The sequence below is a fragment of the Pseudomonas palmensis genome, from assembly GCF_017848315.1.
Taxonomy (GTDB): Bacteria; Pseudomonadota; Gammaproteobacteria; order Pseudomonadales; family Pseudomonadaceae; genus Aquipseudomonas; species Aquipseudomonas palmensis.
The window spans coordinates 1-22,553 of record NZ_JAFKEC010000077.1; the positions used below are offsets into that span (position 1 = coordinate 1).

Consider the following 22,553-nt stretch of genomic DNA (forward strand, 5'->3'; position numbering starts at 1 on the left):
GCGCGGCAGCGGCTGGGTGGAAGGCCCGCGCGGCGGTGGCGTGGAACGCACGGTGCCCTGCTGGGAATTGGGGTTGGCGCGGCGCACCGGGTCGTTGTAGGGATTGCCCGCGTCGGCGGCCTGAACAGGCATGCCCAGTATCAGGCTCAGTGCTGCGCCGGTCAGTGCCGGCAACCATCGGTTCATCGCGTTCATCTCCTGCACAACGTCAGTGGCCCCAGGCGTTGGATAGCCTACGGCGCGAGAGGTTCGCGATGAAACCCGCTGCCGGGCCGGAGATGATTCAGATTGTTACGCTGCTTGCGCCACTTTCAACCGCGCCGGGCATTTGCCACACTGCAGAGACATTTGTCCGGAGCCAAGCCCCATGCCCTGTTTCCTGCGTCATACCCTGCGTGTCGGCCTGGGCCTGCTGCTGGCCCTGAGCCTGAGCGCCTGCGCGTTGCTGCAGGGGCGCGACCCGTTGACCATCAGCGTGATCGGCATCGAGCCGCTGCCCGGCCAGGACCTGGAAATGCGCATGGCGGTGAAACTGCGGGTGCAGAACCCCAATGAAACGCCCATCGACTACAACGGCGTGGCGCTCAACCTGGAGGTCAATGGCCAGCCGCTGGCAACCGGGGTCAGCGATCAGCACGGCAGCATCGGGCGCTATGACGAAGCGGTACTGAGCATTCCGGTGAGCATCACCGCGTTCTCGATGCTGCGCCAGGCCGTGGGCCTGAGCCGGGTGAGCAACCTGGATGGCATGCCCTATGTGCTGCGCGGCAAGCTGGCCGGGGGCGCCTTCGGCACGATGCGCTTCACCGACAGCGGGCGGCTGGCGCTGCCCAAGCCCACCGATACGGCGTGGTAGCGCTGGAGGGTCGGCTACTTGGCAGCCGCCATCAGCTTGTTGACTTCGCTGCGCACCATGTTGGCGAACTCCGGCGGCGACATGCCGTCGAGCTCGGCGCGCACCCACTCGGCCCATTTGCCCTTGCGCCGCGGCTTCTCGCTGATCAGCCGCGCGGCTTCGGCCTTGGCCTTGCCCAGGTTCGATTGCCAGAGCTCGAACAGTCGCGACTTCTCGTCCTCGATCTGTGCCCGCTCGGCGAAGCTCATGTTGGCCAGATTGAAACTCATGGGGATTCCTGCCACTTGAAAATGGGGGCTATCTTACACTGTAGCCACCGAGCGCCGCCAAGGCGCTGCAACTTTCGGCGCGCTCAGGCATCCATTGATACAGTGACCATCATTCAACGAGGAAGCGTACATGGCCAGGAAAAGCACCCTTAAAGCCGATGCCGAACAAATCAAGGACCAGGCCTTCAGCGAGCTGCAGGCGCTGATCGAAGAGTCTGACAAGCTGCTCAAGGACAGCTCCACCCTGGTGGGCGAAGAAGCCGAGACCCTGCGCGCACAGGTGGGCCTCAAGCTCAAGCAGGCCCTGGATGCGGTGGGCGGCGTGCGTGAAAAGGCCAAGCCGGCGGTGGATGCCACCGAGGATTACATTGGCGGCCACCCGTGGCAGACCGTGGCGATTTCGGCCGGCTTCGGGCTGGTGGTCGGGCTGTTGCTGGGACGTCGCTCCTGACACCCAATCGCGGGTCGAGCCCGCTCCCACAGGCTTGCACTGTACCTGTGGGAGCGTGCTTGCCCCGCGATGCATTCAACGCAGTTTCAAGGGGTCCACCACCCCACACGCAATCGCCATCCCCACCAGATCAGGCAGGTGTTCGGCCTGCATGCGCTTCATCACCCGCGAACGGTACAGGTCCACGGTCTTCACGCTGACCTGCAACTGCTCGGCAATCTCCCGATTGGTATAGCCCTGCACCAGGGGCACGAACACGTCGCGCTCACGCGGGGTGAGGCTGTCGATGCGCCCCTGCACTTCATCGCGCTGGCGACTGCTGACCTGAACCCGTGACGAGCGCCCCAGGGCATCCTGCACGCTGTCGAGCAACAACTGGTCGTTGTAGGGCTTCTCGATGAAATCGATGGCCCCGGCCTTGAAGGCGCGTACCACGATCGGCACATCGGCATGCCCGCTGACAAAGATCACCGGCACCTGCACGCCCCGGGCGCGCAAGGCTTCCTGCACGCTCAGCCCACCCATGCCGGGCATGCGCACATCCAGCAGCACGCACGCCGGCAACGCCGCATCGCAGGCCTCCAGAAAAGCCTGGCCACTGGTGAACGGCAGCGCCTGCAGGCCCACCGACTCCAGCAGCCAGACGGTGGAGTCGAGCATGCCCTGGTCGTCGTCGACCACGTAGACCTTCGGTTCCTGCATGGAAATCCCCTTGTTCATGCACTGGCCACCGGCGCCAGCCGACAGCACAAAATCAATCCGCCGGTATCACCCGGGTGCGCCTGCAAGGTACCGCCGAACCCTTCGACGATACTGCGGCTCATGCTCAAGCCCAGCCCCAGCCCTTCGGGCTTGCTGGTGGTAAACGGGGTGAAGATGCCGTCCAGCTGCTCGGCGGCCACCCCGGGGCCCTGGTCGGCCACCTGGATACGCAGCCAACCGGCCTGCTGGTCGGCGCTGATCAGCACGCGCGAAGGCGCCCCGGCATGCTGCTCGCGGTTGGCGTCGATGGCGTTGCGCAACAGGTTGAGCAGGACCTGTTCGAGCAAGACACGGTCGGCGTATACCGGCGGCAGGTTGTACACCATGTGCTGCTCGATGGTCACCTGGGCCTGCGCCGCCTCCCAGGCACACAGGCGCACGGCCTCGCGCGATACATCGGCCACGTTGAGCGCCTGCAAGCGGCGCGGCTCCTTGCGCAGGAACGAGCGCAGGCGCTTGATCACTTCGGCGGCATGGGTGGCCTGCTCGGTGATGCGCTGCAGGCCCTGGGCGACCCGCCCGGCCGCCTGCGGGTCACGCTCCACCGCCAGCAGGTAGCGCTGGCTGGCACTGGCATAGTTGACCACCGCTGCCAGCGGCTGGTTGATCTCGTGGGCGATGCCGGAGGCCAGCTCGCCCAGGGTGACCAGCCGCGCGGTGTGCGCCAGTTCATCCTGGTGCCGGCGCTGCTGGCGTTCACGCAGCTCGCGCTCGGTCATGTCGCGAGCCACCAGCGAGTAGTAGCGCTCGCCACCTGCCGCCCGGTGCGCCAGCAGTACCAGCGACACCGGGAACGGCGCCGAGCCGTTGTAGGGCGCCAGCCGCGCCTCGCATTGCCACACCCCTTCGCGCTCGGCGCAGGCCCAGCCCTCTTCGTCGAGGCGTTGCAGGGCTTCTTCGTCCAGCAGCTCGCGCAGGGGCGGCACGGCCTGCACCTCCAGCAGGCCCAGTGCACGCCGGGCGGAACGGTTGAGGTAGGTGAGCTGGCCGGCGGGGTCGGTGAACAGCACCAGGTCGGTGTTGGCCTCGACCACCTCGGCCAGGCGCCGGCGGTTTTCCTGGGCTTCGATGCGCACGGTGATGTCACGTGACACGCTGACGATCTCGACCACCGCACCGGTGTAGGTTTCGCGGATGGCGCGGCTGGCGATCTCGAACCACAGGTCGCGGCCATCGCGGTGGCGCACGCGGCAGGTCATGGTCTGGTAGCCGTCCTGCTCCAGCGCCTGGGAGGCCTGCAGCAGCGATTGCTGGCGGTCCTGGGGGTGAAACAGCGACTGCACCGCCACCCCGCGCAGCTCTTCCGGCCAGTAGCCCAGCAGGCGATAGGAGGCCGGCGAAGCATCCAGGAAACACCCGTCGGGGGTATGGCGCGAGATCAGGTCGGTGGTGTTTTCGGTGATCAGGCGGTACAACCGACTTGCCTGGCTGGCCTCGCGCTCGGCCAGGCGCTCAACCGTGGCGTCGCGGCAGCGGGCCAGCACCTGCAGGCCGCCCTCCAGCGGGACGAAGGTCCACAACAGGATACGCTGTTGCACCAGGGCCTCGACCTCGGCAATCGCCCGCTGCTGGTGCAGGCAGGCGCTCACCAGCGCCTTGTAGTTGGCGGGCAGCAGGCTGCCCACGGGCGGCTTGGGCCAGGTGTCGAACAACGCCTGCACCGCCGGGTTGGCGGCCACCACCTGGGCGGCGGCATCGAGCAGCACGGTGGGTTGCGGGTCCTTGTCGAGCAAGGCCGAGGGAGGAAAGGTCACTTGGGGCTCCGGCTTTTTATAGTATTTATACCATATTGCTATAGTCTATCTTCCAAGTAATATGGAGAACAGCGTAAAAATGAAACACCGAAGTCGGTATACGTACCGCCTTCCAGAAACCTGATCAGAGCTAACAATCAGCCATCGGAGGTTTCAGCCAGCGCCTGATCGCGGCTGCCTCCTGCACAGGAACCGTTCATGTCGATCTTCTCCCAGGGCCTGCAGCCCGCCCCCGTCAACCATGTCGCCCTTTCCCCGCTGAGTTTCATCGAACGCACGGCTGCGGTCTATGGCGATTACCCGGCGGTGATCCATGGTGCCATCCGCCGCAACTGGCAGGAAACCTACCAGCGCTCCCGCCGCCTGGCCAGCGCCCTGGCCGGCCGCGGCATCGGGCTGGGCGATACGGTGGCGGTGATGCTGCCCAACATTCCGGCCATGCTCGAGGCGCATTTCGGTGTGCCGATGATCGGTGCGGTGCTCAACGCCCTGAACGTGCGCCTGGATGCCGAAGCCATCGCGTTCATGCTCGAGCACGGGGAAGCCAAGGTGCTGATCACCGACCGCGAATTCCACAAGGTGATCGAAGCAGCGCTGGGCCTGATGGCCCACCCGCCGCTGGTGATCGATGTGGACGACCCGGAGTACGGCGAGGGCCGCGCCGTCAGCGACCTGGATTACGAAGCCTTCCTGGCCGAGGGCGACCCCGAGTTCGTGTGGCACTGGCCCGAGGACGAGTGGCAGGCGATCTCGTTGAGCTACACCTCCGGCACCACCGGCAACCCCAAGGGGGTGGTCTACCACCACCGCGGCGCCTACCTGAACGCACTGGGCAACCAGATGACCTGGGCCATGGGCAACCACCCGGTGTACCTGTGGACCCTGCCGATGTTCCACTGCAATGGCTGGTGCTACCCGTGGACCGTGACGGCCCTGGCCGGCACCCATGTGTTCCTGCGCCGGGTCGACCCGCAGAAGATCCTGACCCTGATTCGCGAGCACCAGGTCACCCACCTGTGCGGCGCACCGATCGTGCTCAATGCGCTGATCAACATGCCCGACTCGGCCAAGGCCGCCATCGACCACCCCGTGAACGCGATGGTGGCCGGGGCGGCGCCACCCGCCAAGGTGATCGGCGCGGTGGAGGAAATGGGCATCAAGGTGACCCACGTCTACGGCCTGACCGAGGTCTACGGCCCGGTGACGGTGTGTGCCTGGCATGCCGAATGGGACGCGCAGCCGCTGGAGGAGCGGGCCCGCATCAAGTCGCGCCAGGGCGTGCGCTACCCTACCCTCGAGGGGCTGATGGTGGCCGACCCGCAAACGCTTGAGCCGGTGGCCCGCGACGGCAACACGCTGGGCGAGATCTTCATGCGCGGCAACACCGTGATGAAGGGCTACCTGAAGAACCCCGAGGCCACCGCCGAAGCCTTCCGAGGCGGCTGGTTCCATACCGGCGACCTGGCAGTGTGGCATGCCGACGGCTATGTGGAGATCAAGGACCGGCTCAAGGACATCATCATTTCCGGAGGCGAGAACATCTCGACCATCGAGGTCGAAGACACGCTGTACCGCCACCCGGCCGTGCTCGAGGCTGCGGTGGTCGCCCGCCCGGATGAAAAATGGGGCGAAACCCCCTGTGCCTACGTCACCCTCAAGGCCGGTTTCGAAGGTACCCGCGAGGCGGACATCATCGCCTTCTGCCGCGAGCATCTGGCCGGCTTCAAGCTGCCCAAGACCGTGGTGTTCAGCGAACTGCCGAAAACCTCCACGGGCAAGATCCAGAAGTACCTGTTGCGCGACTGGGCCAAGGCGCTCTGACCTTTTTTCACCTTTATTCGGAAACCGTTATGCCTGAGTTCAATGCACCGCTGCGCGACATGCGTTTTGTTCTTCACGAAGTGTTCCAGGGCCCGGCCCTGTGGGCACGCCTGCCGGCGATGGCGGCCAGCGTCGACGCGGATACCGCCGATGCGATCCTGGAAGAGGCGGCCAAGATCACCGGCCAACTGATCGCCCCGCTCAACCGCAGCGGCGATGAGGAAGGCGTGCACTTTGCGCAGGGTCGGGTCACCACTGCGCAGGGGTTCGTGCAGGCCTGGCAGACCTACCGCGAAGGCGGCTGGGTCGGGCTGGCGGGCAACCCCGAGTACGGCGGCCTGGGCATGCCCAAGATGCTCGCGGTGCAGTTCGAGGAAATGCTCTACGCCGCCAACTGCAGCTTCAGCCTGTATTCGGCGCTGAGCGCCGGCTGCTGCCTGGCCATCGACGCGCACGCCAGCGATGCATTGAAGGCCACGTACCTGCCGGCGCTGTACAGCGGGCAGTGGGCCGGCACCATGTGCCTGACCGAACCGCATGCAGGTACCGACCTGGGGATCATCCGCAGCAAGGCCGAACCCCAGGCCGATGGCAGCTACCGGGTCAGCGGCACCAAGATCTTCATCACCGGCGGCGACCAGGACCTGACCGAGAACATCGTGCACCTGGTGCTGGCCAAGCTGCCCGACGCGCCGGCCGGGCCCAAGGGCATCTCGCTGTTTCTGGTGCCCAAGCGCCTGGTGGACGAGGACGGCAGCCTGGGTGAAACCAACGCGGTGAGCTGTGGATCGATCGAGCACAAGATGGGCATCAAGGCCTCGGCCACCTGCGTGATGAACTTCGATGGCGCCGTGGGCTACCTGGTGGGCGAACCCAACCGCGGCCTGGCGGCGATGTTCACCATGATGAACTACGAGCGCCTGTCCATCGGCATCCAGGGCATCGGCTGCGCCGAGGCGTCGTACCAGAACGCCGCACGCTACGCCCGGGACCGCCTGCAAAGCCGCGCCGCCACCGGGCCGCTGGCCAGCGACAAGGTGGCCGACCCGATCATCGTGCATGCCGATGTACGGCGCATGCTGCTGAGCATGCGCGCCCTGACCGAAGGCGGCCGGGCGTTCGCCACCTATGTCGGCCTGCAGCTGGATATCGCCAAGTACGCCGAGCAGCCGGAGGAGCGCGAGGCCGCGCAGCGCCTGGTGGCCTTGCTGACACCGGTGGCCAAGGCGTTTTTCACCGACATGGGCCTGGAAAGCTGCGTGCTGGGCCAGCAGGTGTTCGGCGGGCATGGCTACATTCGCGAATGGGGCCAGGAACAGCTGGTGCGCGATGTTCGCATCGCGCAGATCTACGAAGGCACCAACGGCATCCAGGCGCTGGACCTGCTGGGGCGCAAGGTGGTGGCCGATGGCGGACAGTCGCTGGCGCTGTTCGCCAACGAGATCCGCAGCTTCTGTGAAACCCGTCCGCCCCTGTGCGAACCGCTGCTGCATGCCCTGGCGCAGCTGGAAAGCGTGAGCCAGTGGGTACGCGAGCAGGCCACCGGTGATGCCAACGCGGTGGGCGCGGCGTCGGTGGAGTACCTGCACCTGTTCGGCTATGTGGCCTACGCCTACATGTGGTCGCGCATGGCGGCCACTGCCCGCGAACGGCGCGAGCAGGAGCCGGCGTTCTACGAGGCCAAGCTGGCCACGGCTACCTTCTACGTCGAGCGTCTGCTGCCCAGGGTACTGTCGTTGCAGGCCAGCATCCGCGCAGGCAGTGCGCCGCTGTACCAGTTGCCAGCCGAGCTGTTCTGAGCCGCGCAACGCTCCAGGCGGGTGCTTAAACGATAAAAACCACGCATTTGCGTGGTTTTTCGTTCAAATATTTCTTACAACTGATAGTCATTCACGATGAACTCGGTTCTCGTTGGCCACCTGCCAAGGGTAGAATGGCCAAAACCGGGAGTATCAATGAACCAAACCAGCCTCAGCGCAGCCGAACTTGATGCCATCACCGATGCCGCTGCGCACTGGTGCATGCGCCTGCATGCTGAGGACTGCAGTGAACAGGAACGTGCCGCCTGCGCGCAATGGCGCGCAGCCGACCCACTGCACGAGCAGGAATTCCAGGCCATGCAGGAGATCTGGCAGACCGCCGACCACCTGCCCCGCCCTGCTGCCCCGGTAATCACCCTGTCAGCCAGGCCCCGCGGGCGCGCCTTGCGTCGGCTGGCCTCGGCTGCGGCCGTGGCGCTGGTGGCACTGCCGATTGGCGCCTGGGTGGGCTGGGAACAGGGCTGGCTGCCCAACAGCTATGAGCGCGTTGAAAGCGGCAATGCCATCGCCCGCGCAGTGCTGCCGGATGGCAGCGAGGTGGAGTTGAACCTCAACACCACCCTGCGCTACGCCAACTACAAGGACGAACGACGGGTGACGCTGGTCAACGGCGAGGCCTTCTTCAAGGTGCAGCACGATACCCAGCACCCGTTCGTGGTGCGTGCCGGCAAGGGCCAGACCCGGGTGACCGGTACCCAGTTCAACGTGTGGAAGTACCAGGACCAGGTGAAGGTCACCCTGGTGGAAGGTTCGGTGCTGGTCAGCAGCAACAGCAGCGACCCGGACAGCGGCTATCGCCTGGGCCCCGGCATGCAGGCCAGCTACCGTCGCGGCGACTACGAGCCGGCCCTCAGCCAGACCTATGCCCACGACACCAGCCTGGCCTGGCGCGGCGGCAAGCTGATCCTCGACAATCTGCCACTGGACCAGGCCCTGCCGCTGATCAACCGCTACCTGGAAACGCCGTTGCTGCTGGCGGACGCCAGTACCGGCAGCATCCGCATCAGCGGCATCTACAACACCACCGAGGTCAATCGCCTGGTGAGCAACATGCCCAAGGTGCTGCCGGTGTACCTGACGCGCAACAAGAACGGCGATACGGTGCTCAACCGCATCTCGCCGCCCCCGCGAAAAAGCTGAGCTTCGCGCCCAGCTCCTGCGCCCTGGCGCGTTACAGCACCATCGCCGCTACCCAGCCGAACGCCAGCAACGGCAGGTTGTAATGCAGGAAGGTCGGCACCACCGTGTCCCAGATGTGATGGTGCTGGCCGTCGACGTTCAGGCCCGAGGTCGGGCCAAGGGTCGAGTCCGACGCCGGTGAGCCGGCATCACCCAACGCGCCGGCAGTGCCGACGATGCACACGGTGGCCAGCGGGTCGAAGCCCAGTTGCACGCACAGCGGCACGAAGATCGCCGCCAGGATCGGCACCGTGGAGAACGACGAACCGATACCCATGGTCACCAGCAGGCCCACCAGCAGCATCAGCAGCGCCCCGACCGCCTTGCTGTGGTCGATCCAGCCGGCCGAGGCCTCCACCAGGGTCTTCACTTCGCCGGTGGCCTTCATGACCTCGGCAAAGCCGGACGCGGCGATCATGATGAAGCCGATCATGGCCATCATCTTCATGCCTTCAGTGAACAGGTCATCGGTGTCCTTCCAGCGCACGATGCCCGACAGCGAGAAGATCAGAAAGCCCGCCATCGCACCGATGATCATCGAGTCCAGCCACAGCTGGATGATGAACGCCGCGGCGATCGCACAGCCGGCCACCATCAGCGTCAAGGGGTTGTAGCTGACAGCCACCTGCTCGACCTGCTCGATCTTTGCCACGTCGTACACGCGCTTTTTGCGGTAGCTGAAGAACACCGCCAGCAGCAACCCGAACAGCATGCCCGCCGCCGGTATCGCCATGGCCTGGGTCACGTTGACGCCGCTGACGTCCACCCCGCTGCGGCTGACGTTAGCCAGCAGGATCTGATTGAGGAAGATGTTGCCGAACCCCACTGGCAGGAACATGTAGGGGGTGATCAGGCCGAAGGTCATCACGCAGGCCACCAGGCGCCGATCGATCTGCAGGCGGGTCAGCACGTACAGCAGTGGCGGCACCAGCAGCGGAATGAAGGCGATATGAATGGGCAGGATGTTCTGCGACGAGATCGCCACCACCAGCAACAGGCCGATCAGCAGCCACTTGATCTTGCCGCCTTCGGCATTGCGCTGACCATGGAACATCGACAGGGCGCGATCGGCCAGCGCATGGGCCAGCCCGGACTTGGCGATGGCCACGGCGAATGCGCCCAGCAGCGCATACGACAATGCCACCGTGGCACCGCCACCCAGGCCGCCGTTGAACGCCTTGAGCGTGCCTTCGATACCCAGGCCGCCCACCAGGCCGCCGGCGAGCGCGCCGATGATGAGGGCGATGACCACGTGCACACGGGCCAGGCTCAATATCAGCATGATGCCGACCGCGGCAATTACTGCATTCATTTCATGACCTCTAGAAACCAGACAAAGCTTGCGCTGCGGCGACAGACTGCGAGCGCAGTGGCCGAACGACAGGTGTTTTTATGGGAGGGCGCACACTCTGAAGCAGCACCCGCCACTTGTCAAAGTACGGGGCTAGACGGCTGCACGCGGGTCGCATGCATGACTGAAAACGACGCATTTCAATTGAACGTTTGAATAAAGAAAAACTGCGCCTGGCCGTTACAGTCGTCAGCCTCAATCTTTTTTTGGATCAAAGGACTTCGTCATGTCGTCGAGACAACTTTCCATCCAGTGGAAAATCACCCTGCTGGCCGGGCTCTGCCTGGCCAGCATCGTTACGCTGCTGGTGGGCCTTTCGCTGTACCGCATGGAGCACAACTCCGAGCTGGTCAAGGCCAGCAGCATGCAGATGCTGACCGAAGCGGCCCAGTCGCGTATCGAGTCCCAGGGCGAAGTCCAGGCCTTGAGCATCCGCCGCCAGTTCATGGATGCCTACCAGTACGGTGCAGGCTTTGCGCGCCAGGTGCTGTTTTTGCGCGAGCAGGCCGAAAAGCGCTTTCTGGACGCCTTCGACCTGCGCGAGGACATGACCCGCCAGGTGCGCGCCGCGCTGCAGGCCAACCCCGACCTGCTGGGGCTGTCGCTGGTGTTCGAGCCCAACGCCCTGGACAACAAGGATGCCCTGTTCGCCAACCAGGCCGAGCTGGGCAGCAACGAGGCCGGCCGCTTTGCCCTGTACTGGTCGCAGCCCACGCCCGGCAAGCTGACCTCGATGGCGCTGCCCGAAAAGGACATGACCGACACCAGCATCGGCCCCAGCGGCGAGCCGGCCAACACCTGGTCGGTGTGCCCGCGTACCACGCGCAAGACCTGCGTGATCGAACCCTACTTCTATGACATCGCCGGTCAGCGGGTGCTGATGACCAGCATCGTGTTCCCGCTGATCGTGGCCGACAAGGTGGTCGCCACCCTGTCGATCGACATCAACCTGAACAGCCTGCAGGCGCTGAGCCAGCAGGCCAGCCAGAACCTGTACCAGGGCCAGACCCGCATCGGCATCATCAGCCCGGTCGGCCTGCTGGCCGGCTACAGCCCGGATGCGGGCAAGCTGGCGCAACGCTTCGACCAGGTCGACAGCACCAGCGGCAAGGAGCTGATAGGCCTGCTGAGCAGCGGCACGCCCCTGCAGAGCCTCCACAAGGACGAGCGCCTGAAGGTGCTGGCATCGTTTGCACCGATTCCGGGGGGCAAGCCCTGGGGCGTGCTGCTGGATGTGCCGCAAAGCGCCCTGACCGGCCCGGCCGAGACCCTCAAGAACGAGCTCGACCAGCGCAATACCAGTGGCACCCTGATCGAGCTGGGCCTGGGTGTGCTGGCCGCGATCGTGGGGCTGCTGCTGATCTGGGTGATGGCGCGCAGTGTGACCCGCCCCATCCTGGGCGTGGCCGCCATGCTCAAGGACATCGCCAGCGGCGAAGGCGACCTGACCCGCCGCCTGAACTACGACAAGCGCGACGAGCTGGGGGAACTGGCCGGCTGGTTCAACCGCTTCCTCGACAAGCTGCAGCCGATCATCGCCGAGGTCAAACGCTCGGTGCAGGCGGCGCGCGACACTGCCGACCAGTCTTCGGCGATTGCCTCGCAGACCAGCGCCGGCATGGAGCAGCAGTACCGTCAGGTCGACCAGGTGGCCACGGCGTCCCACGAAATGAGCGCCACCGCCCAGGATGTGGCGCGCAGTGCTGCGCAAGCGGCCCAGGCGGCGCGTGACGCCGACCAGGCGACCCGTCAGGGCCTGGCGGTGATCGACCGCACCACCACCAGCATCGATACCCTGGCAGCCGACATGAACACCGCCATGGCCCAGGTCGAAGGCCTGGCCGACAACAGCGAGAAGATCGGTTCGGTACTGGAAGTGATCCGCTCCATCGCCGAGCAGACCAACCTGCTGGCGCTCAATGCCGCCATCGAGGCGGCCCGTGCCGGGGAAGCCGGGCGCGGCTTTGCGGTGGTCGCCGACGAGGTGCGCAACCTGGCCCGACGCACCCAGGAGTCGGTGGAGGAGACCCGTCAGGTGATCGAGCAACTGCAGGCCGGCACCCGCGAGGTGGTGGGCGCCATGGACAGCAGCCACCGCCAGGCCCAGGGTAGCGTCGACCAGGTCGGTCAGGCCGTGACTGCGCTGCGCCAGATCGGCGAGGCCGTCACCGTGATCAGCGACATGAACCTGCAGATTGCCAGTGCCGCCGAAGAGCAGAGCGCGGTGGCCGAGGAAATCAACAACAACGTGGCGACCATTCGCGATGTGACCGAGTCACTCTCGGAGCAGGCCAATGAGTCGGCGCGGGTCAGCCAGTCGCTGAACAGCCTGGCCAACCAGCAGCAGGGGCTGATGGACCAGTTCCGCGTCTGATGGTGTTATCGGGCTACCCTGCGGGGTAGCTCGATGCTCACCCGCAGCCCGCCCAGCGGGCTTTCCAGCAACCTCATCTGCCCACCCCAGGCTTCGGCGATATCGCGAACGATGCCCAGGCCAAGCCCATGGCCATCGACCTGTTCGTCGAGCCGCGCACCGCGCTCCAGCACACCGGCCCTGGCATTTTCGGGAATGCCCGGGCCATCATCGTCCACCCACAGGCGATACACCCCGCCCTCTTGCTCGATGCTCAGGCAGACCTCGCTGTCGGCCCACTTGCAGGCGTTGTCCAGCAGGTTGCCCAGCAGCTCGAGCAGGTCTTCGCGGTCCCAGGGCAAGGACAGCCCATCGGGCACCTGATGGCGGATGAGCAGGTGATCGCCGTGAATCATGCCCAGAGTCGATAGCAGACCCGGCAGTTCGGTGGCGCAATCGAAATGCGCCCCCGGCAGGGCATCGCCGGCCAGCCGGGCGCGATTGAGTTCGCGGCTCAGGCGTTGCTGGATCTGCTCCAGCTGAGCCTGCAACTGGGCGCGAACCTCGGGCAGGTCGTTCAGGCGCTCGCTCGACGCCAGGCTCATCAGCACCGCCAGGGGGGTCTTCAGGGCATGCCCCAGGTTACCCAGCGCGTTGCGTGAACGTCTGAGGCTGTCTTCGGTGTGTGCCAGCAGGTGGTTGATCTGCGCCACCAGGGGCTCGAGTTCGACAGGCACCTCACTGTCGAGCTGCGAGCGCTTGCCCTGCTGCAGTTGGGCGATCTGTTCGCGCGTGCGTTCCAGTGGGCGCAGGGAGCGTGTGACCGTGATGCGTTGCAGCACCAGAATCAACAGCAGCGCCACCAGCCCCAGGCCAAGGCCGAGCTGCTGCATGCGCCGGAAGCCGTCGCGCACGGGGGTATAGTCCTGCGCCACGCTGATCGAGATCGCCTGGCCCAGGCGCCGGTAGTCGGCACGCAGCACCAACAGTTGCTGGCCAGCCGGGCCCAGCTCCAGGCCCGCGTGCAGGCCGGGAGTTGGCGGACGGGGCATGTCCATGTCCCAGAGCGAGCGGGAACGCCAACTGCCCCCTTCGAAATCGATACGGAAGTAGTAGCCGGAAAACGGCCGCTGGTACGCCGACGACAGACGTCGCTCGTCCAGTTCGAGGCCGCTGTGGCCGCGCACCAGCGCCACCAGCAGGTTTTCGCTTTCCTTGCGCAACCCCGTCTCCAGATAGCGCTGCAACCCGACCTCGAACAGCCACAGGCTGATCTGCGCCAGGGCCAGGCCGACCACCACCAGTACACCGACCAGCCCCAGGCTCAGGCGCGCCTGGATCGACTTCACTCGACCACTCCGCCAAAGCGATAGCCCTGGCCGCGATGGGTTTCGATAACGCTGCGCCCCAGCTTGCGGCGCAGGTGGTTGACGTGTACTTCGAGCACATTCGAGTCGCGCTCGGTTTCGCCGTTGTAGAGGTGCTCGGCCAGGTGGCTTTTGGAAAGGATCTGCTGCGGGTGCAACATGAAGTAGCGCAGCAGGCGAAACTCGGCGGCGGTCAGTTGCACGTCCTGCCCGTCGCGGCTCACGCACTGGCGGCCTTCGTCCAGGTGCAGGCCGGCGGCCTGCAGGGTCGGCTGGTTGGCCAGGCCACGGGCGCGGCGCAGCAGCGACTGGATGCGCAGTTGCAGCTCTTCGGGGTGAAAGGGTTTGCTCAGGTAATCGTCGGCACCGGCCTTGAGGCCCTCGATGCGCTCGGCCCAGGAACCCCGTGCGGTCAGGATCAGCACCGGGGTCGACAGCCCGCCGGCGCGCCATTGGGCCAGCACCTCGAGGCCGGGCAGGCCGGGCAGGCCCAGGTCCAGGATAATCAGGTCATAGGGCTCGCTGCTACCCTGGTACACCGCATCTCGGCCGTCGGCCAGCCAGTCGATGGCGTAGCCCTGGCGCTGCAGGCTCTGGGTGAGTTCATCGGCCAGCGGGACGTTGTCCTCGACCAGTAACAGGCGCATCAGTCATCTTCCTCATCTTTGATCAGCACACCCGTGCGTGCATCGAACTTGATTTCACGTACGACCCCTTGCGGGGTGACCAGCTCGACTTCGTACTCGTAGCGGTTGTGCTTCTCTTCCAGCTCCGCCTCAAGCAACTTCGCCCCGGGGTAACGCCCCAGGGCGGAGTTCAACAGTTGCTCCAGCGGCAGGATGATGCCCTTCTGACGTAGCTCCAGGGCTTCATCCTGATCGAGGTCGCGGGCCAGGGCCGGCGTACAGAAGACCAGCAATGCGAGGAACAGCCACGGTGCCGTTCGCTTGCGTGCAGTCATCAGGTGTCCTTGGCGTCCTTGAGTACTTCACCGGTCTTGGCATCAAGGTCCACGTCCCATTCGACGTTCTGCGCGTCACGCAGTTCGACCTTGTACACATAACGGCCGTACACGTCCTCGAGCTCGGAGTCCTTGATGGTGGCACCCGGATGCTTGGCCAGCGCTTTTGCGTTGAGGTCATCCAGCGACAGGATGGTCTTGGCCTGGACCAGCTGCACGACTTCATTGGTGGGGATGTCTTTAGCCAGCGCAACGTTGGCGCTCAGGGCAAGGGCGGCGGTGGCGAACAGGGCAGTCAATGTTTTCATCGTGTCTCTCCATTTAGGATCAATCTTGCTTACGGGTTCAGAATACCGAACCGAACTTAACTGAAACTGAAAACAACTGGCGCCATGATAGCTCAGGCGCGCCCCTGTTCCGTCCACGCTTCTCTATAATCGTTGATCCAGGACAACGAGGCCCTTATGAGCTCAATCCAGATCAAGTTTCCAGCGCTGACACTCAAGGCCGGCACGCGGGCGTTCGCCCATGTACGCGAACGCGGCCTGCAGGCTGCAGACGTGGGGGTGCTACCGGGCGCTGCAGGCGGCCCCAAGGCGCTGGGTATCCAGGGTATCGACCTGGCGCTGTTCGGCCAGTGGCTGCCCACAGCACCGCGCGCGCGCTCGCTGATCGGGGCATCGATCGGCTCCTGGCGCTTCGCCAGTGCCTGCCTGCCCGACCCCGCCCAGGCCCTGCTGCGCCTGGGCCATCTGTATACCGAGCAGGATTTCGCCAAGGGCGTGACCCAGGCCCAGGTCAGCCAGAGCTGTCGTCGCATGCTCGATGACCTGCTGGAGGGCCAGGATGCTCGCATTCTCGACAACCCCCACTATCGGCTCAACATCATGCTGGTCAGAAGCCACGGCCTGCTTCAGCACGATCATCGAGGCCGACTGGGCGTAGGCCTGTCGTCGGTGATTGCCGACAACCTCGTGAGCCGTTCGCGGCTGGCCCGGCACTTCGAACGCGTGATCCTGCATGACGCACGCTGCGCACCGCCGTTGAACCCCCTCACGGACTTCCCTTCGCGCTGCCTGCCGCTGGCGGTCGACAACCTGCGTCATGCCCTGCTCGCTTCAGGCTCCATTCCCATGGTGATGGAAGGCGTGCGGGACATTCCGGGGGTCGGGGCGGGCACCTACCGGGATGGTGGCTTACTCGACTATCACCTCGACCTGCCCTACAGCGGCGAGGACATCGTGCTTTACCCTCACTTCACCCACAAGGTGGTGCCGGGGTGGTTCGACAAGGCCCTGCCCTGGCGGCGCAGCAATGCGCAGTACCTGCAGAACGTGCTGTTGCTGGCACCCTCGCCGCAGTACCTGGCCCGCCTGCCCTACGGCAAGCTGCCGGATCGCAGCGACTTCAAGCGCTTCATGGGCGATGCCGGTAACCGCCAACGTTACTGGCGTACCGCCATGAGCGAAAGCCAGCGGCTGGGCGACGAGTTCCTGGAACTGGTGGAAACCGGCAAGCTGCACCAGCATCTGCAACCGTTGAAGTAGGCTTGCTGTTAAACTGCCGGTCAGCATTGGTTTTCAGAGTTCTAAGATACCGTGGAAATTTTCAAAGATTCCACAGTGGATTCCCGCCGAAAACCGAGCGATACCACAAACAGCCATGACGCCCTAAAACAGGCGTCATTGGCGTATCGTCGAGTACCACTCTGTACCTTCCCAATCTCGAAAACCTAGTACATCATCCAGTACATCCAACTACCACCAAGAGGCAATGTACTAGTGGCGCTCACTGACACCGCGGCCAGGCAGGCCAAGCCCCGGGAAAAGGGCTACACCCTTGCGGACTCGCTCGGGCTCACGCTGTACATCGCCGATACGGGGGTAAAAAGCTGGCATTTCAGGTTCACGTGGCTTGGCAAGCAGGCCAGGATTTCGCTTGGGACTTACCCAGAGATTGGCTTGAAGGAGGCGCGCGCGCGTCGGGATGAAGCGCGGGAGGATGTTGCGCAAGGAAAAGACCCACGCGAATCAAGGCGGGCGAAGAAGACAGAGCGCCTCGGCGCTCAGGAGAGGACATTCCGCCGAGTCTATGACGAGTGGCTGGAATTCAGGAAGGGAAGCCTGACCGAGTCGACGATCAAGATTATTTCGAATGCGATGGAGCTGGATGTACTGCCGGCCTTTGGCCTGCGACAGATTGATTCCATCAAGCGGTCAGACGTGATCACGCTGATTCGCAGGATTGAGCGACGAGGATCATTGACCACCTCAGTCAAGACCAGGCAGTGGATGGGTCAGGTGTTCCGGTACGCGATTGCAACCGGCATGATCGAGAACAACCCCACGGCGGAAATGCACACTGTCACTGAGAAGATGGCGCCGCATAAACACCGGCCGTTCTTGGCATTCACTGAGATGCCGGCCATCATTAATGCCATTGAAAGAAGCCAGTCAGGTCTGCAACTGCAGTGCGCAACAAAGCTGCTGATCCTCACAGTCTGCCGGCCGGCAGAGGTGCGCAAGGCCGAATGGGCGGAAATCGATCTGGACGCCGCGACCTGGTCCATCCCTGCCAGCAAGATGAAGATGCGCCGCGACCACGTGGTACCGCTATCGCGGCAGGCCGTGGAGATACTACGCTCGATGCTGCCGATATCCGGCGGCATGAAGTACGTGTTCCCGAACCGGTCAGATGCCGTCCGCCCAATCGGCATCAACTATGCTGTCAACCTGCTGGACCGCTGTGGTTACACCGGCCGGCAGTCGCCGCATGGATTCCGGCACCTCTTCTCCACCGAGATGAACACCCGCGGCTACAACAAGGACTGGATCGAGCGGCAGCTGGCCCACGCTGACAGCAGCGCGATCCGTGACGTCTATAACCATGCCACATATATAGAGCAGCGTCGGGGAATGATGCAGGATTGGGCTGACATGGTGTTGCCACCAGTCGAGTGATGCCTACCTGCAGTCGCTGACAGCGGCTAATAGCTGTTTCCCGTACCCGATCCGCTGCCTACGCTTCGCCAGGAGCGCTCACACCTTCACTTCCAGGTTGTCGGCCTTGCGCAGTCCGCCGGCCTAATGAAGATGCGGCAGATCCTTGCCGCGCGTCTTGGCCACGACAATTCGCTAGCGTCGGCCGGCCCATGTAGGTTACGTGATCAGTGGTTGGGAGTTGATTCCAGAAGCTCGAGGACTTCATTCGCATACTTCCACGCCGCCGGCCAACAGACCAACCGCAAGATCTAATGCATAAAGACCTTTCGCCTTAACCACTTCAGCCCCGAAATAATCGAAACTATTGAAAAAGGGCCCCAATTAAGGGGCCTCCGGGAGCTTAGTCTTTCTTCTCGATAAAATCAGGGATGATATCTGGGTCAAAGCCGCCGTCATCACCACCCTCGTCACCACCACCCTCGTCGCCACCATCCTCGCCGCCACCATCCTCGCCGCTGTCTGGCGGGTAGTCGCCCGAATCGCCACCTTCTGGCAATAAACCTTCGGGGTCTGGGTCGGAAACGGTGCCAACCACATCGCCAGCGCTTTCAGGCGGGGTCGGATCGTTTCCGTCAACCGCTGCTGGGGCTGGAGCGCCGGACAGATTGCGCAGGATCATTTTGATAGCCTTACCGCCCACCGAGACGATAACTTGGGCTGCCACGCCGGCCGCGATCTGAAGCCCCAGGTTCTTAAGTTCATCCTCGCTCGCCGACTCGGGCATGTAGTTTTTCGGCCAGTTCAGATTGCTTTTGGCCGCTTGCAGAACTTGATTGTACAGACTGCTCTGCTCTGCGCCAGTCGGCCCTACGGTTAGGGAGCAACTGTAGGTGCTGACGGTGTTAGTGCCTTGCGGCTCCATCACATCGATAGAAACCAAATGCTGCGCGTCGCGCTGTGCGGCTTCTTGAACCGCGCCCGAGAGCTGGTTCAGGTTGTAGCAGAACGGGACAAAGCAAACATTCCCGAAAGCATCGGTGAATTGCAGGCGAAGAGGGTTTTTTACATTCATTTCTAAGGTCCTTCTTGGAATGAATCTTGATCGTATAGCGAATGAACGAAAGTTGCAAACGCGCAAGCCGCGCTAAATGCCGCCGTTAGTGTTTTCCTATGGCCGCAGCGGAAATATCCGATAAACAAATGGTACGACCGGAAATAAACAGAATATTAGGTAATTTTTATTGATTACAGGATTTTTCCTGCTTAGCGCGAACGCAGCGACAGCATAAGCCTGCTATTACCCCGCACGTTGATCCACTCGTGTGATCAGGTAGTAAGCTCCATGTCAGAAAATGCGGCTGCCTCTTTCCTGGCGACCAGAGCTGATCCGATCAATGACAGCCTCGCAAGTCAGCCCCGCTATTCGACTTCGCTCAAGCGCTGTCGGCCAGGCTCAACGACAGGCTGATACAGCTGCCTCAAGCTCCTTCTCATACCCAATACGCTGCCGTCGTTCAGCCAGCAAGCCCTCACCTTCGCCTACAGGCTGTCGTTCTTGCGCAGGCCTGCAACCTCCAGATCAATGGCGAGTTGCCGCCTGACCTCCAAGCACAGCCTGCTGATACTCACTGACAGCCTGCATGAGCGATTCGGCCTCAACCCGCAAGCGGTCGACCTCTTCTGCCGCGGTAAGCGAATCTCGCGCCTCCTGGTAGCGCCGCACCGCATCCATCGCTTGCTGCATCAGCGGCTCACCTAGCGTCATCTTCTTGTGCAAGTCGTCCATCTTGCCCTCCTAAGTCTCTCAGGAAAGTGTAGGGCATCTCGCAAGCCAAGCCAGGGCTTTGAATCGGCTTTACTTTAGCCAGAAAGTCGGCTTCAACGTCAGCGGGAGGCCCTAACATGTGACCTTCCGAACACTGATGCTCAAGAACTGTAACGGGCAGTCGATATAGCTTGCGATTTCAAGGAGAAAAACATGCTCATAAGCTCCGCAGCAACCGCCCTCACCGCCCAGTCGGGCGCCAGCCCTGCGTCTCAAGTCCCCCCTGTCGAAGCAGCTTCCGTGGAACCTAAATCTGCTTCTCAGGAAGGCGTAAAAGTGGATCTGTCACCAGAAGGAAAAGCTCTGGCCGCCAAACATGGCAGTAAGAACGCGGATATCGACTCCAGTAACTTACCCGATGGTGTGAAGAAAATTCTCAAGGTGATCCGGGAAATCCAAGAGAAAATTCAAAAGAAAATGGAGGAGCTGGACAAAGTAATGAGAGATCAATCCCTTAGTGATAAAGAGCGTGAATCTAAAGCTCAAAGTATCCAAGGCGAACTGGCAGCGCTCACCAGCCAATTATCCTCAAGCACCAATGACTTACGACGCGTTGAAAATGAATTGAAACTCTCGACAGAGCAAAAAAAGGTCTCCAATTACTTATCCATGCCCAAAGCATGATTGTCCAGGGTGGCGCCATCTGATTGTCTCTACACATCACCCGGCAGGCAATCAGTAGCTTCTCACCGCCCCGATCCCTCGGACAATCCTGGCTTTATTCAGCGACCAACCAAGGTGGTGAAAAATGAAAAAATTCGAAGCCATCCTGAATAAGATGATCAGCACCAGCATTCAGAAACTGTTCGTTTCCAATTCAATGGTTCACGACTATTGGATCACCAAGCAAGATCTGAACAGGCAGCGAGTGACCGAAAAACTGGTCTCGAACTGCGAGGGGCGCTGCTACGAGCGAGAAGTGATTTGCGAATACGTCAAGGCCCGCAGAGCCTTCAACATCCGGATTGATCTGAAGCTCTGCAGGCTAACGTTGAGCCAGAAGGCCGCCCTATCCAATGCGCTTGCAGCGGCACCAAGAAAGGCTTTTTCCCGCAAGTGAGGTCTATCTCGCTCGCTCTTACTCATTGGCGAGCGTTGCGCACATAAGCCTGGCACGCCGCAAGAGCGATCAATCCCTCGTCACCATCTCCGGTGATGGCGACAATTCGTTGAGCATGCGCTGGGTCAAGTTCGGCTCGCGAGCCTCCATGAACCACGCCGCAGGCGCAGGTGGCGGCTGACACCCCACCGCCGCCACCCTGGGCGGCGGCGAGTAGGACTGACAGCCGCAGATCAGCAGTAGCCAGCCGATCACGCAGGCGATCCCGGGCTTTTTGTGCATCGCGTAATTCCTTGTGCTTGGTTTTTTCATCCGCCTGCAGGCGGTCCTCCAGGGCCCGACGGCGCTCCTGATCCTGCTGCAACTGATCGAGCACAGCGACCACAGCCGCCTCTCGCTCAGTCACGTAAGTCTCGGCCTGCTTGGCCAGCAGTGTTTCGTAAGCGTTAGCCTGCCATAGCCATGCGCCAATGCCACCCATCGCGAGCCCCAGTAGCAAGGCCCGCGCACGCGCGCCCCAGGCGATCACACCAGCCTCCCGCCGGCCGCGATGTAGTGCGCCAGCAGGTCATCCAGCTTGCGCTCATGCTGCCCATACCCAGCACCCGGCAGGCTGGCCCAGATGTTCCGGCACTTCGCGATTGCGGCCTGGGTACGGCCGGCATGCACGTCCGCCAGGGCGCCGCGCTCCTTGATCAGGTGCAGGGCAAGCTTGTCCTGACTGGTGGGCCCGAAGTCGGGCAGCTTGAGCAGGTCGCGGTAGTGCGGCCAGTAGCGCTGGAGTTGCTGGTACCGGCCTGCGGCCGTGGACTTCAGGCCCTTGTTGTTCACGGTCACCAGCACGCCAGGGTGTGTACTGTAGCTCTTGAACGTGTTCGGGCTATCGATGCCGCCAACCACAACGTCATAGCCGTCGTCGCGGGTGTGCTTGCTGATCGATGTGCCTTCGGACCATGCCAGCATGTCGAGGAAAGCGAGAGCGTTCTTGCTGCCCGCCAGTGAGTCGGAAATTCGAGCCATGTGTTTCTCCAGGCAATAAAAAACCCGCTCAAGGCGGGTATCGGTGTATAGCTGTTGTCAGGCCGGCGGCGCGGGCCAGTCGATATCGACCGGGTAGCCGGGCTGCTCCGGAAGGCGGCTCAATGCGACTCGGTACTTCTTCCAGGCCTTGAGCGATAGCACTTCGGCGGCGGTCGCGTCGTCGATGTCCACGGCATCTTGCAGCGGTGCAATCGCTGAATCGGCGACGGCGCGCCGAGTTGCGGCCTCGGCTTGCACGCCGGCCAGGTGCTGCGCTGCAGCGGCTTCTTGCTTCATCTCTGCCGTGATCATCTGCGACCAGTCGATGACGCCAACAGTATCCGTCCAGGCCAGCCCCAGGGATTCTGGCTGCGGGTCATTGTCGGTGGGCAGCGGGACCCGGCCATCTGGTGGGTTGACGATATCCACCGGGAATCGCGACTGCTCGCTGGCCTGCGCGCCGTGAGGGAGCCTGACGGTCAACGTAAGCTCCCCATCGATCCGCTGGACTGGCCCATACAGCCACGGGCAGCCCGTCGCAGTAGCGGGCAGCATCGCGCCGTCGGGCAGGGCTTCGAAATCGAGCTTCATGCCGTTGATCGTGATCGATTCGCCGCTCCTGCTGAGCACGAGTGTTTCGTCTGCACTGAACGGTGACAATTTAATGCGCATCAGTACCACCTCCCTTGCACAACAATGTTTATGGTTCTCACCGGTACGCCAGGGGATGAAGTGAAGTAGGCCTTCACACTGATGTTGTTG

Annotated in this window: 23 protein-coding genes and 1 pseudogene; 10 read left to right on the forward strand and 14 right to left on the reverse strand. The window is 63.1% G+C overall.

The genetic code is table 11. From position 1 onward, the window contains the following. Window positions 1-186 (reverse strand): annotated as a pseudogene (locus tag JZZ72_RS25430) (hypothetical protein); the annotation flags it as partial. 181 nt (window positions 187-367) lie between these two features. On the opposite strand from JZZ72_RS25430, the gene JZZ72_RS25435 reads away from it, so the two are divergent. After that, complete coding sequence (locus tag JZZ72_RS25435; protein WP_043861130.1) at window positions 368-856, forward strand: LEA type 2 family protein; 489 nt, start codon at window positions 368-370, stop codon at window positions 854-856. Between the two features lie 14 nt (window positions 857-870). On the opposite strand, the gene JZZ72_RS25440 is transcribed toward JZZ72_RS25435, so the two are convergent. Then, window positions 871-1,125 carry a hypothetical protein gene (locus tag JZZ72_RS25440; RefSeq protein ID WP_043861131.1) on the reverse strand — a complete coding sequence of 85 codons (255 nt, stop codon included), beginning with the start codon at window positions 1,123-1,125 and terminating at the stop codon, window positions 871-873. 130 nt (window positions 1,126-1,255) lie between these two features. Here JZZ72_RS25440 and JZZ72_RS25445 point away from each other — a divergent pair, with 130 nt between their 5' ends. Further along, window positions 1,256-1,576, forward strand: coding sequence for a DUF883 family protein (locus tag JZZ72_RS25445; RefSeq protein WP_043861132.1), 321 nt, complete (start codon window positions 1,256-1,258; stop codon window positions 1,574-1,576). Window positions 1,577-1,651: 75 nt separating this feature from the next. Here JZZ72_RS25445 and JZZ72_RS25450 read toward each other — a convergent pair whose 3' ends face one another. Both JZZ72_RS25450 and JZZ72_RS25455 read right to left on the reverse strand, forming a co-directional pair. Next, window positions 1,652-2,278 (reverse strand): response regulator transcription factor, encoded by a 627-nt coding sequence (locus JZZ72_RS25450; protein ID WP_088514900.1) that lies wholly within the window; start codon window positions 2,276-2,278, stop codon window positions 1,652-1,654. Window positions 2,279-2,292: 14 nt separating this feature from the next. After that, entirely contained in the window at window positions 2,293-4,092 is a 1,800-nt protein-coding gene (locus JZZ72_RS25455; protein ID WP_058540426.1) for a PAS domain-containing sensor histidine kinase, read from the reverse strand. 198 nt (window positions 4,093-4,290) lie between these two features. On the opposite strand from JZZ72_RS25455, the gene JZZ72_RS25460 reads away from it, so the two are divergent. From JZZ72_RS25460 to JZZ72_RS25470, 3 genes are all read left to right on the forward strand, one after another. Continuing rightward, window positions 4,291-5,913: an acyl-CoA synthetase gene (locus tag JZZ72_RS25460; protein ID WP_088514884.1), complete on the forward strand. Its 1,623-nt coding sequence runs from the start codon at window positions 4,291-4,293 to the stop codon at window positions 5,911-5,913. A gap of 29 nt (window positions 5,914-5,942) precedes the next feature. Next, window positions 5,943-7,712 (forward strand): acyl-CoA dehydrogenase C-terminal domain-containing protein, encoded by a 1,770-nt coding sequence (locus tag JZZ72_RS25465; RefSeq protein ID WP_210015354.1) that lies wholly within the window; start codon window positions 5,943-5,945, stop codon window positions 7,710-7,712. Window positions 7,713-7,868: 156 nt separating this feature from the next. Next, entirely contained in the window at window positions 7,869-8,873 is a 1,005-nt protein-coding gene (locus tag JZZ72_RS25470; RefSeq protein ID WP_043861136.1) for a FecR family protein, read from the forward strand. 31 nt (window positions 8,874-8,904) lie between these two features. On the opposite strand, the gene JZZ72_RS25475 is transcribed toward JZZ72_RS25470, so the two are convergent. Further along, window positions 8,905-10,224, reverse strand: a complete 1,320-nt coding sequence (locus JZZ72_RS25475; protein WP_054916515.1) for a Na+/H+ antiporter family protein — start codon at window positions 10,222-10,224, stop codon at window positions 8,905-8,907. Between the two features lie 265 nt (window positions 10,225-10,489). On the opposite strand from JZZ72_RS25475, the gene JZZ72_RS25480 reads away from it, so the two are divergent. Continuing rightward, window positions 10,490-12,637, forward strand: a complete 2,148-nt coding sequence (locus JZZ72_RS25480) for a methyl-accepting chemotaxis protein (protein ID WP_054916516.1) — start codon at window positions 10,490-10,492, stop codon at window positions 12,635-12,637. A 5-nt stretch (window positions 12,638-12,642) separates the two neighbouring features. On the opposite strand, the gene JZZ72_RS25485 is transcribed toward JZZ72_RS25480, so the two are convergent. The 4 genes from JZZ72_RS25485 to JZZ72_RS25500 are packed head-to-tail and all read right to left on the reverse strand — an operon-like array spanning window position 12,643 to window position 15,252. Beyond that, window positions 12,643-13,965, reverse strand: a complete 1,323-nt coding sequence (locus JZZ72_RS25485) for a sensor histidine kinase (RefSeq protein ID WP_078481102.1) — start codon at window positions 13,963-13,965, stop codon at window positions 12,643-12,645. Continuing rightward, the gene (locus JZZ72_RS25490; RefSeq protein WP_043861139.1) at window positions 13,962-14,630 is read right to left on the reverse strand and encodes a response regulator transcription factor; all 669 of its coding nucleotides are present in this window, start codon (window positions 14,628-14,630) and stop codon (window positions 13,962-13,964) included. Before JZZ72_RS25490 ends, JZZ72_RS25485 begins: the two co-directional genes overlap by 4 nt. Next, a complete protein-coding gene (locus tag JZZ72_RS25495) occupies window positions 14,630-14,944 on the reverse strand; it encodes a PepSY domain-containing protein (protein ID WP_043861140.1) in 315 nt (104 codons plus the stop codon). The genes JZZ72_RS25490 and JZZ72_RS25495 overlap by 1 nt, the downstream gene beginning before the upstream one ends. Next, window positions 14,944-15,252, reverse strand: coding sequence for a PepSY domain-containing protein (locus JZZ72_RS25500; protein WP_043861141.1), 309 nt, complete (start codon window positions 15,250-15,252; stop codon window positions 14,944-14,946). The genes JZZ72_RS25495 and JZZ72_RS25500 overlap by 1 nt, the downstream gene beginning before the upstream one ends. A gap of 156 nt (window positions 15,253-15,408) precedes the next feature. Between JZZ72_RS25500 and JZZ72_RS25505 the strand changes: the two genes are divergently transcribed. After that, window positions 15,409-16,491: a patatin-like phospholipase domain-containing protein gene (locus JZZ72_RS25505; RefSeq protein WP_078481103.1), complete on the forward strand. Its 1,083-nt coding sequence runs from the start codon at window positions 15,409-15,411 to the stop codon at window positions 16,489-16,491. A gap of 234 nt (window positions 16,492-16,725) precedes the next feature. Next, window positions 16,726-17,904 carry a tyrosine-type recombinase/integrase gene (locus tag JZZ72_RS25510; RefSeq protein WP_210015355.1) on the forward strand — a complete coding sequence of 393 codons (1,179 nt, stop codon included), beginning with the start codon at window positions 16,726-16,728 and terminating at the stop codon, window positions 17,902-17,904. A gap of 382 nt (window positions 17,905-18,286) precedes the next feature. Here JZZ72_RS25510 and JZZ72_RS25515 read toward each other — a convergent pair whose 3' ends face one another. Both JZZ72_RS25515 and JZZ72_RS25520 read right to left on the reverse strand, forming a co-directional pair. After that, the gene (locus JZZ72_RS25515) at window positions 18,287-18,958 is read right to left on the reverse strand and encodes a hypothetical protein (RefSeq protein ID WP_210015356.1); all 672 of its coding nucleotides are present in this window, start codon (window positions 18,956-18,958) and stop codon (window positions 18,287-18,289) included. A 507-nt stretch (window positions 18,959-19,465) separates the two neighbouring features. Next, the gene (locus JZZ72_RS25520) at window positions 19,466-19,672 is read right to left on the reverse strand and encodes a hypothetical protein (protein ID WP_210015357.1); all 207 of its coding nucleotides are present in this window, start codon (window positions 19,670-19,672) and stop codon (window positions 19,466-19,468) included. Between the two features lie 192 nt (window positions 19,673-19,864). Between JZZ72_RS25520 and JZZ72_RS25525 the strand changes: the two genes are divergently transcribed. Further along, a complete protein-coding gene (locus JZZ72_RS25525) occupies window positions 19,865-20,335 on the forward strand; it encodes a chemotaxis protein (RefSeq protein WP_210015358.1) in 471 nt (156 codons plus the stop codon). A gap of 124 nt (window positions 20,336-20,459) precedes the next feature. Next, window positions 20,460-20,771 carry a hypothetical protein gene (locus tag JZZ72_RS25530; protein ID WP_210015359.1) on the forward strand — a complete coding sequence of 104 codons (312 nt, stop codon included), beginning with the start codon at window positions 20,460-20,462 and terminating at the stop codon, window positions 20,769-20,771. A gap of 22 nt (window positions 20,772-20,793) precedes the next feature. Here JZZ72_RS25530 and JZZ72_RS25535 read toward each other — a convergent pair whose 3' ends face one another. The 3 genes from JZZ72_RS25535 to JZZ72_RS27940 form a co-directional block, all read right to left on the reverse strand. Then, window positions 20,794-21,252: a lysis system i-spanin subunit Rz gene (locus JZZ72_RS25535; RefSeq protein WP_210015361.1), complete on the reverse strand. Its 459-nt coding sequence runs from the start codon at window positions 21,250-21,252 to the stop codon at window positions 20,794-20,796. Window positions 21,253-21,296: 44 nt separating this feature from the next. Then, window positions 21,297-21,791, reverse strand: coding sequence for a glycoside hydrolase family 24 protein (locus JZZ72_RS25540; protein ID WP_210015360.1), 495 nt, complete (start codon window positions 21,789-21,791; stop codon window positions 21,297-21,299). 57 nt (window positions 21,792-21,848) lie between these two features. Next, window positions 21,849-22,553 (reverse strand): tail fiber assembly protein (locus JZZ72_RS27940; protein WP_268968947.1); only part of this gene is annotated, 705 nt, incomplete at its 5' end.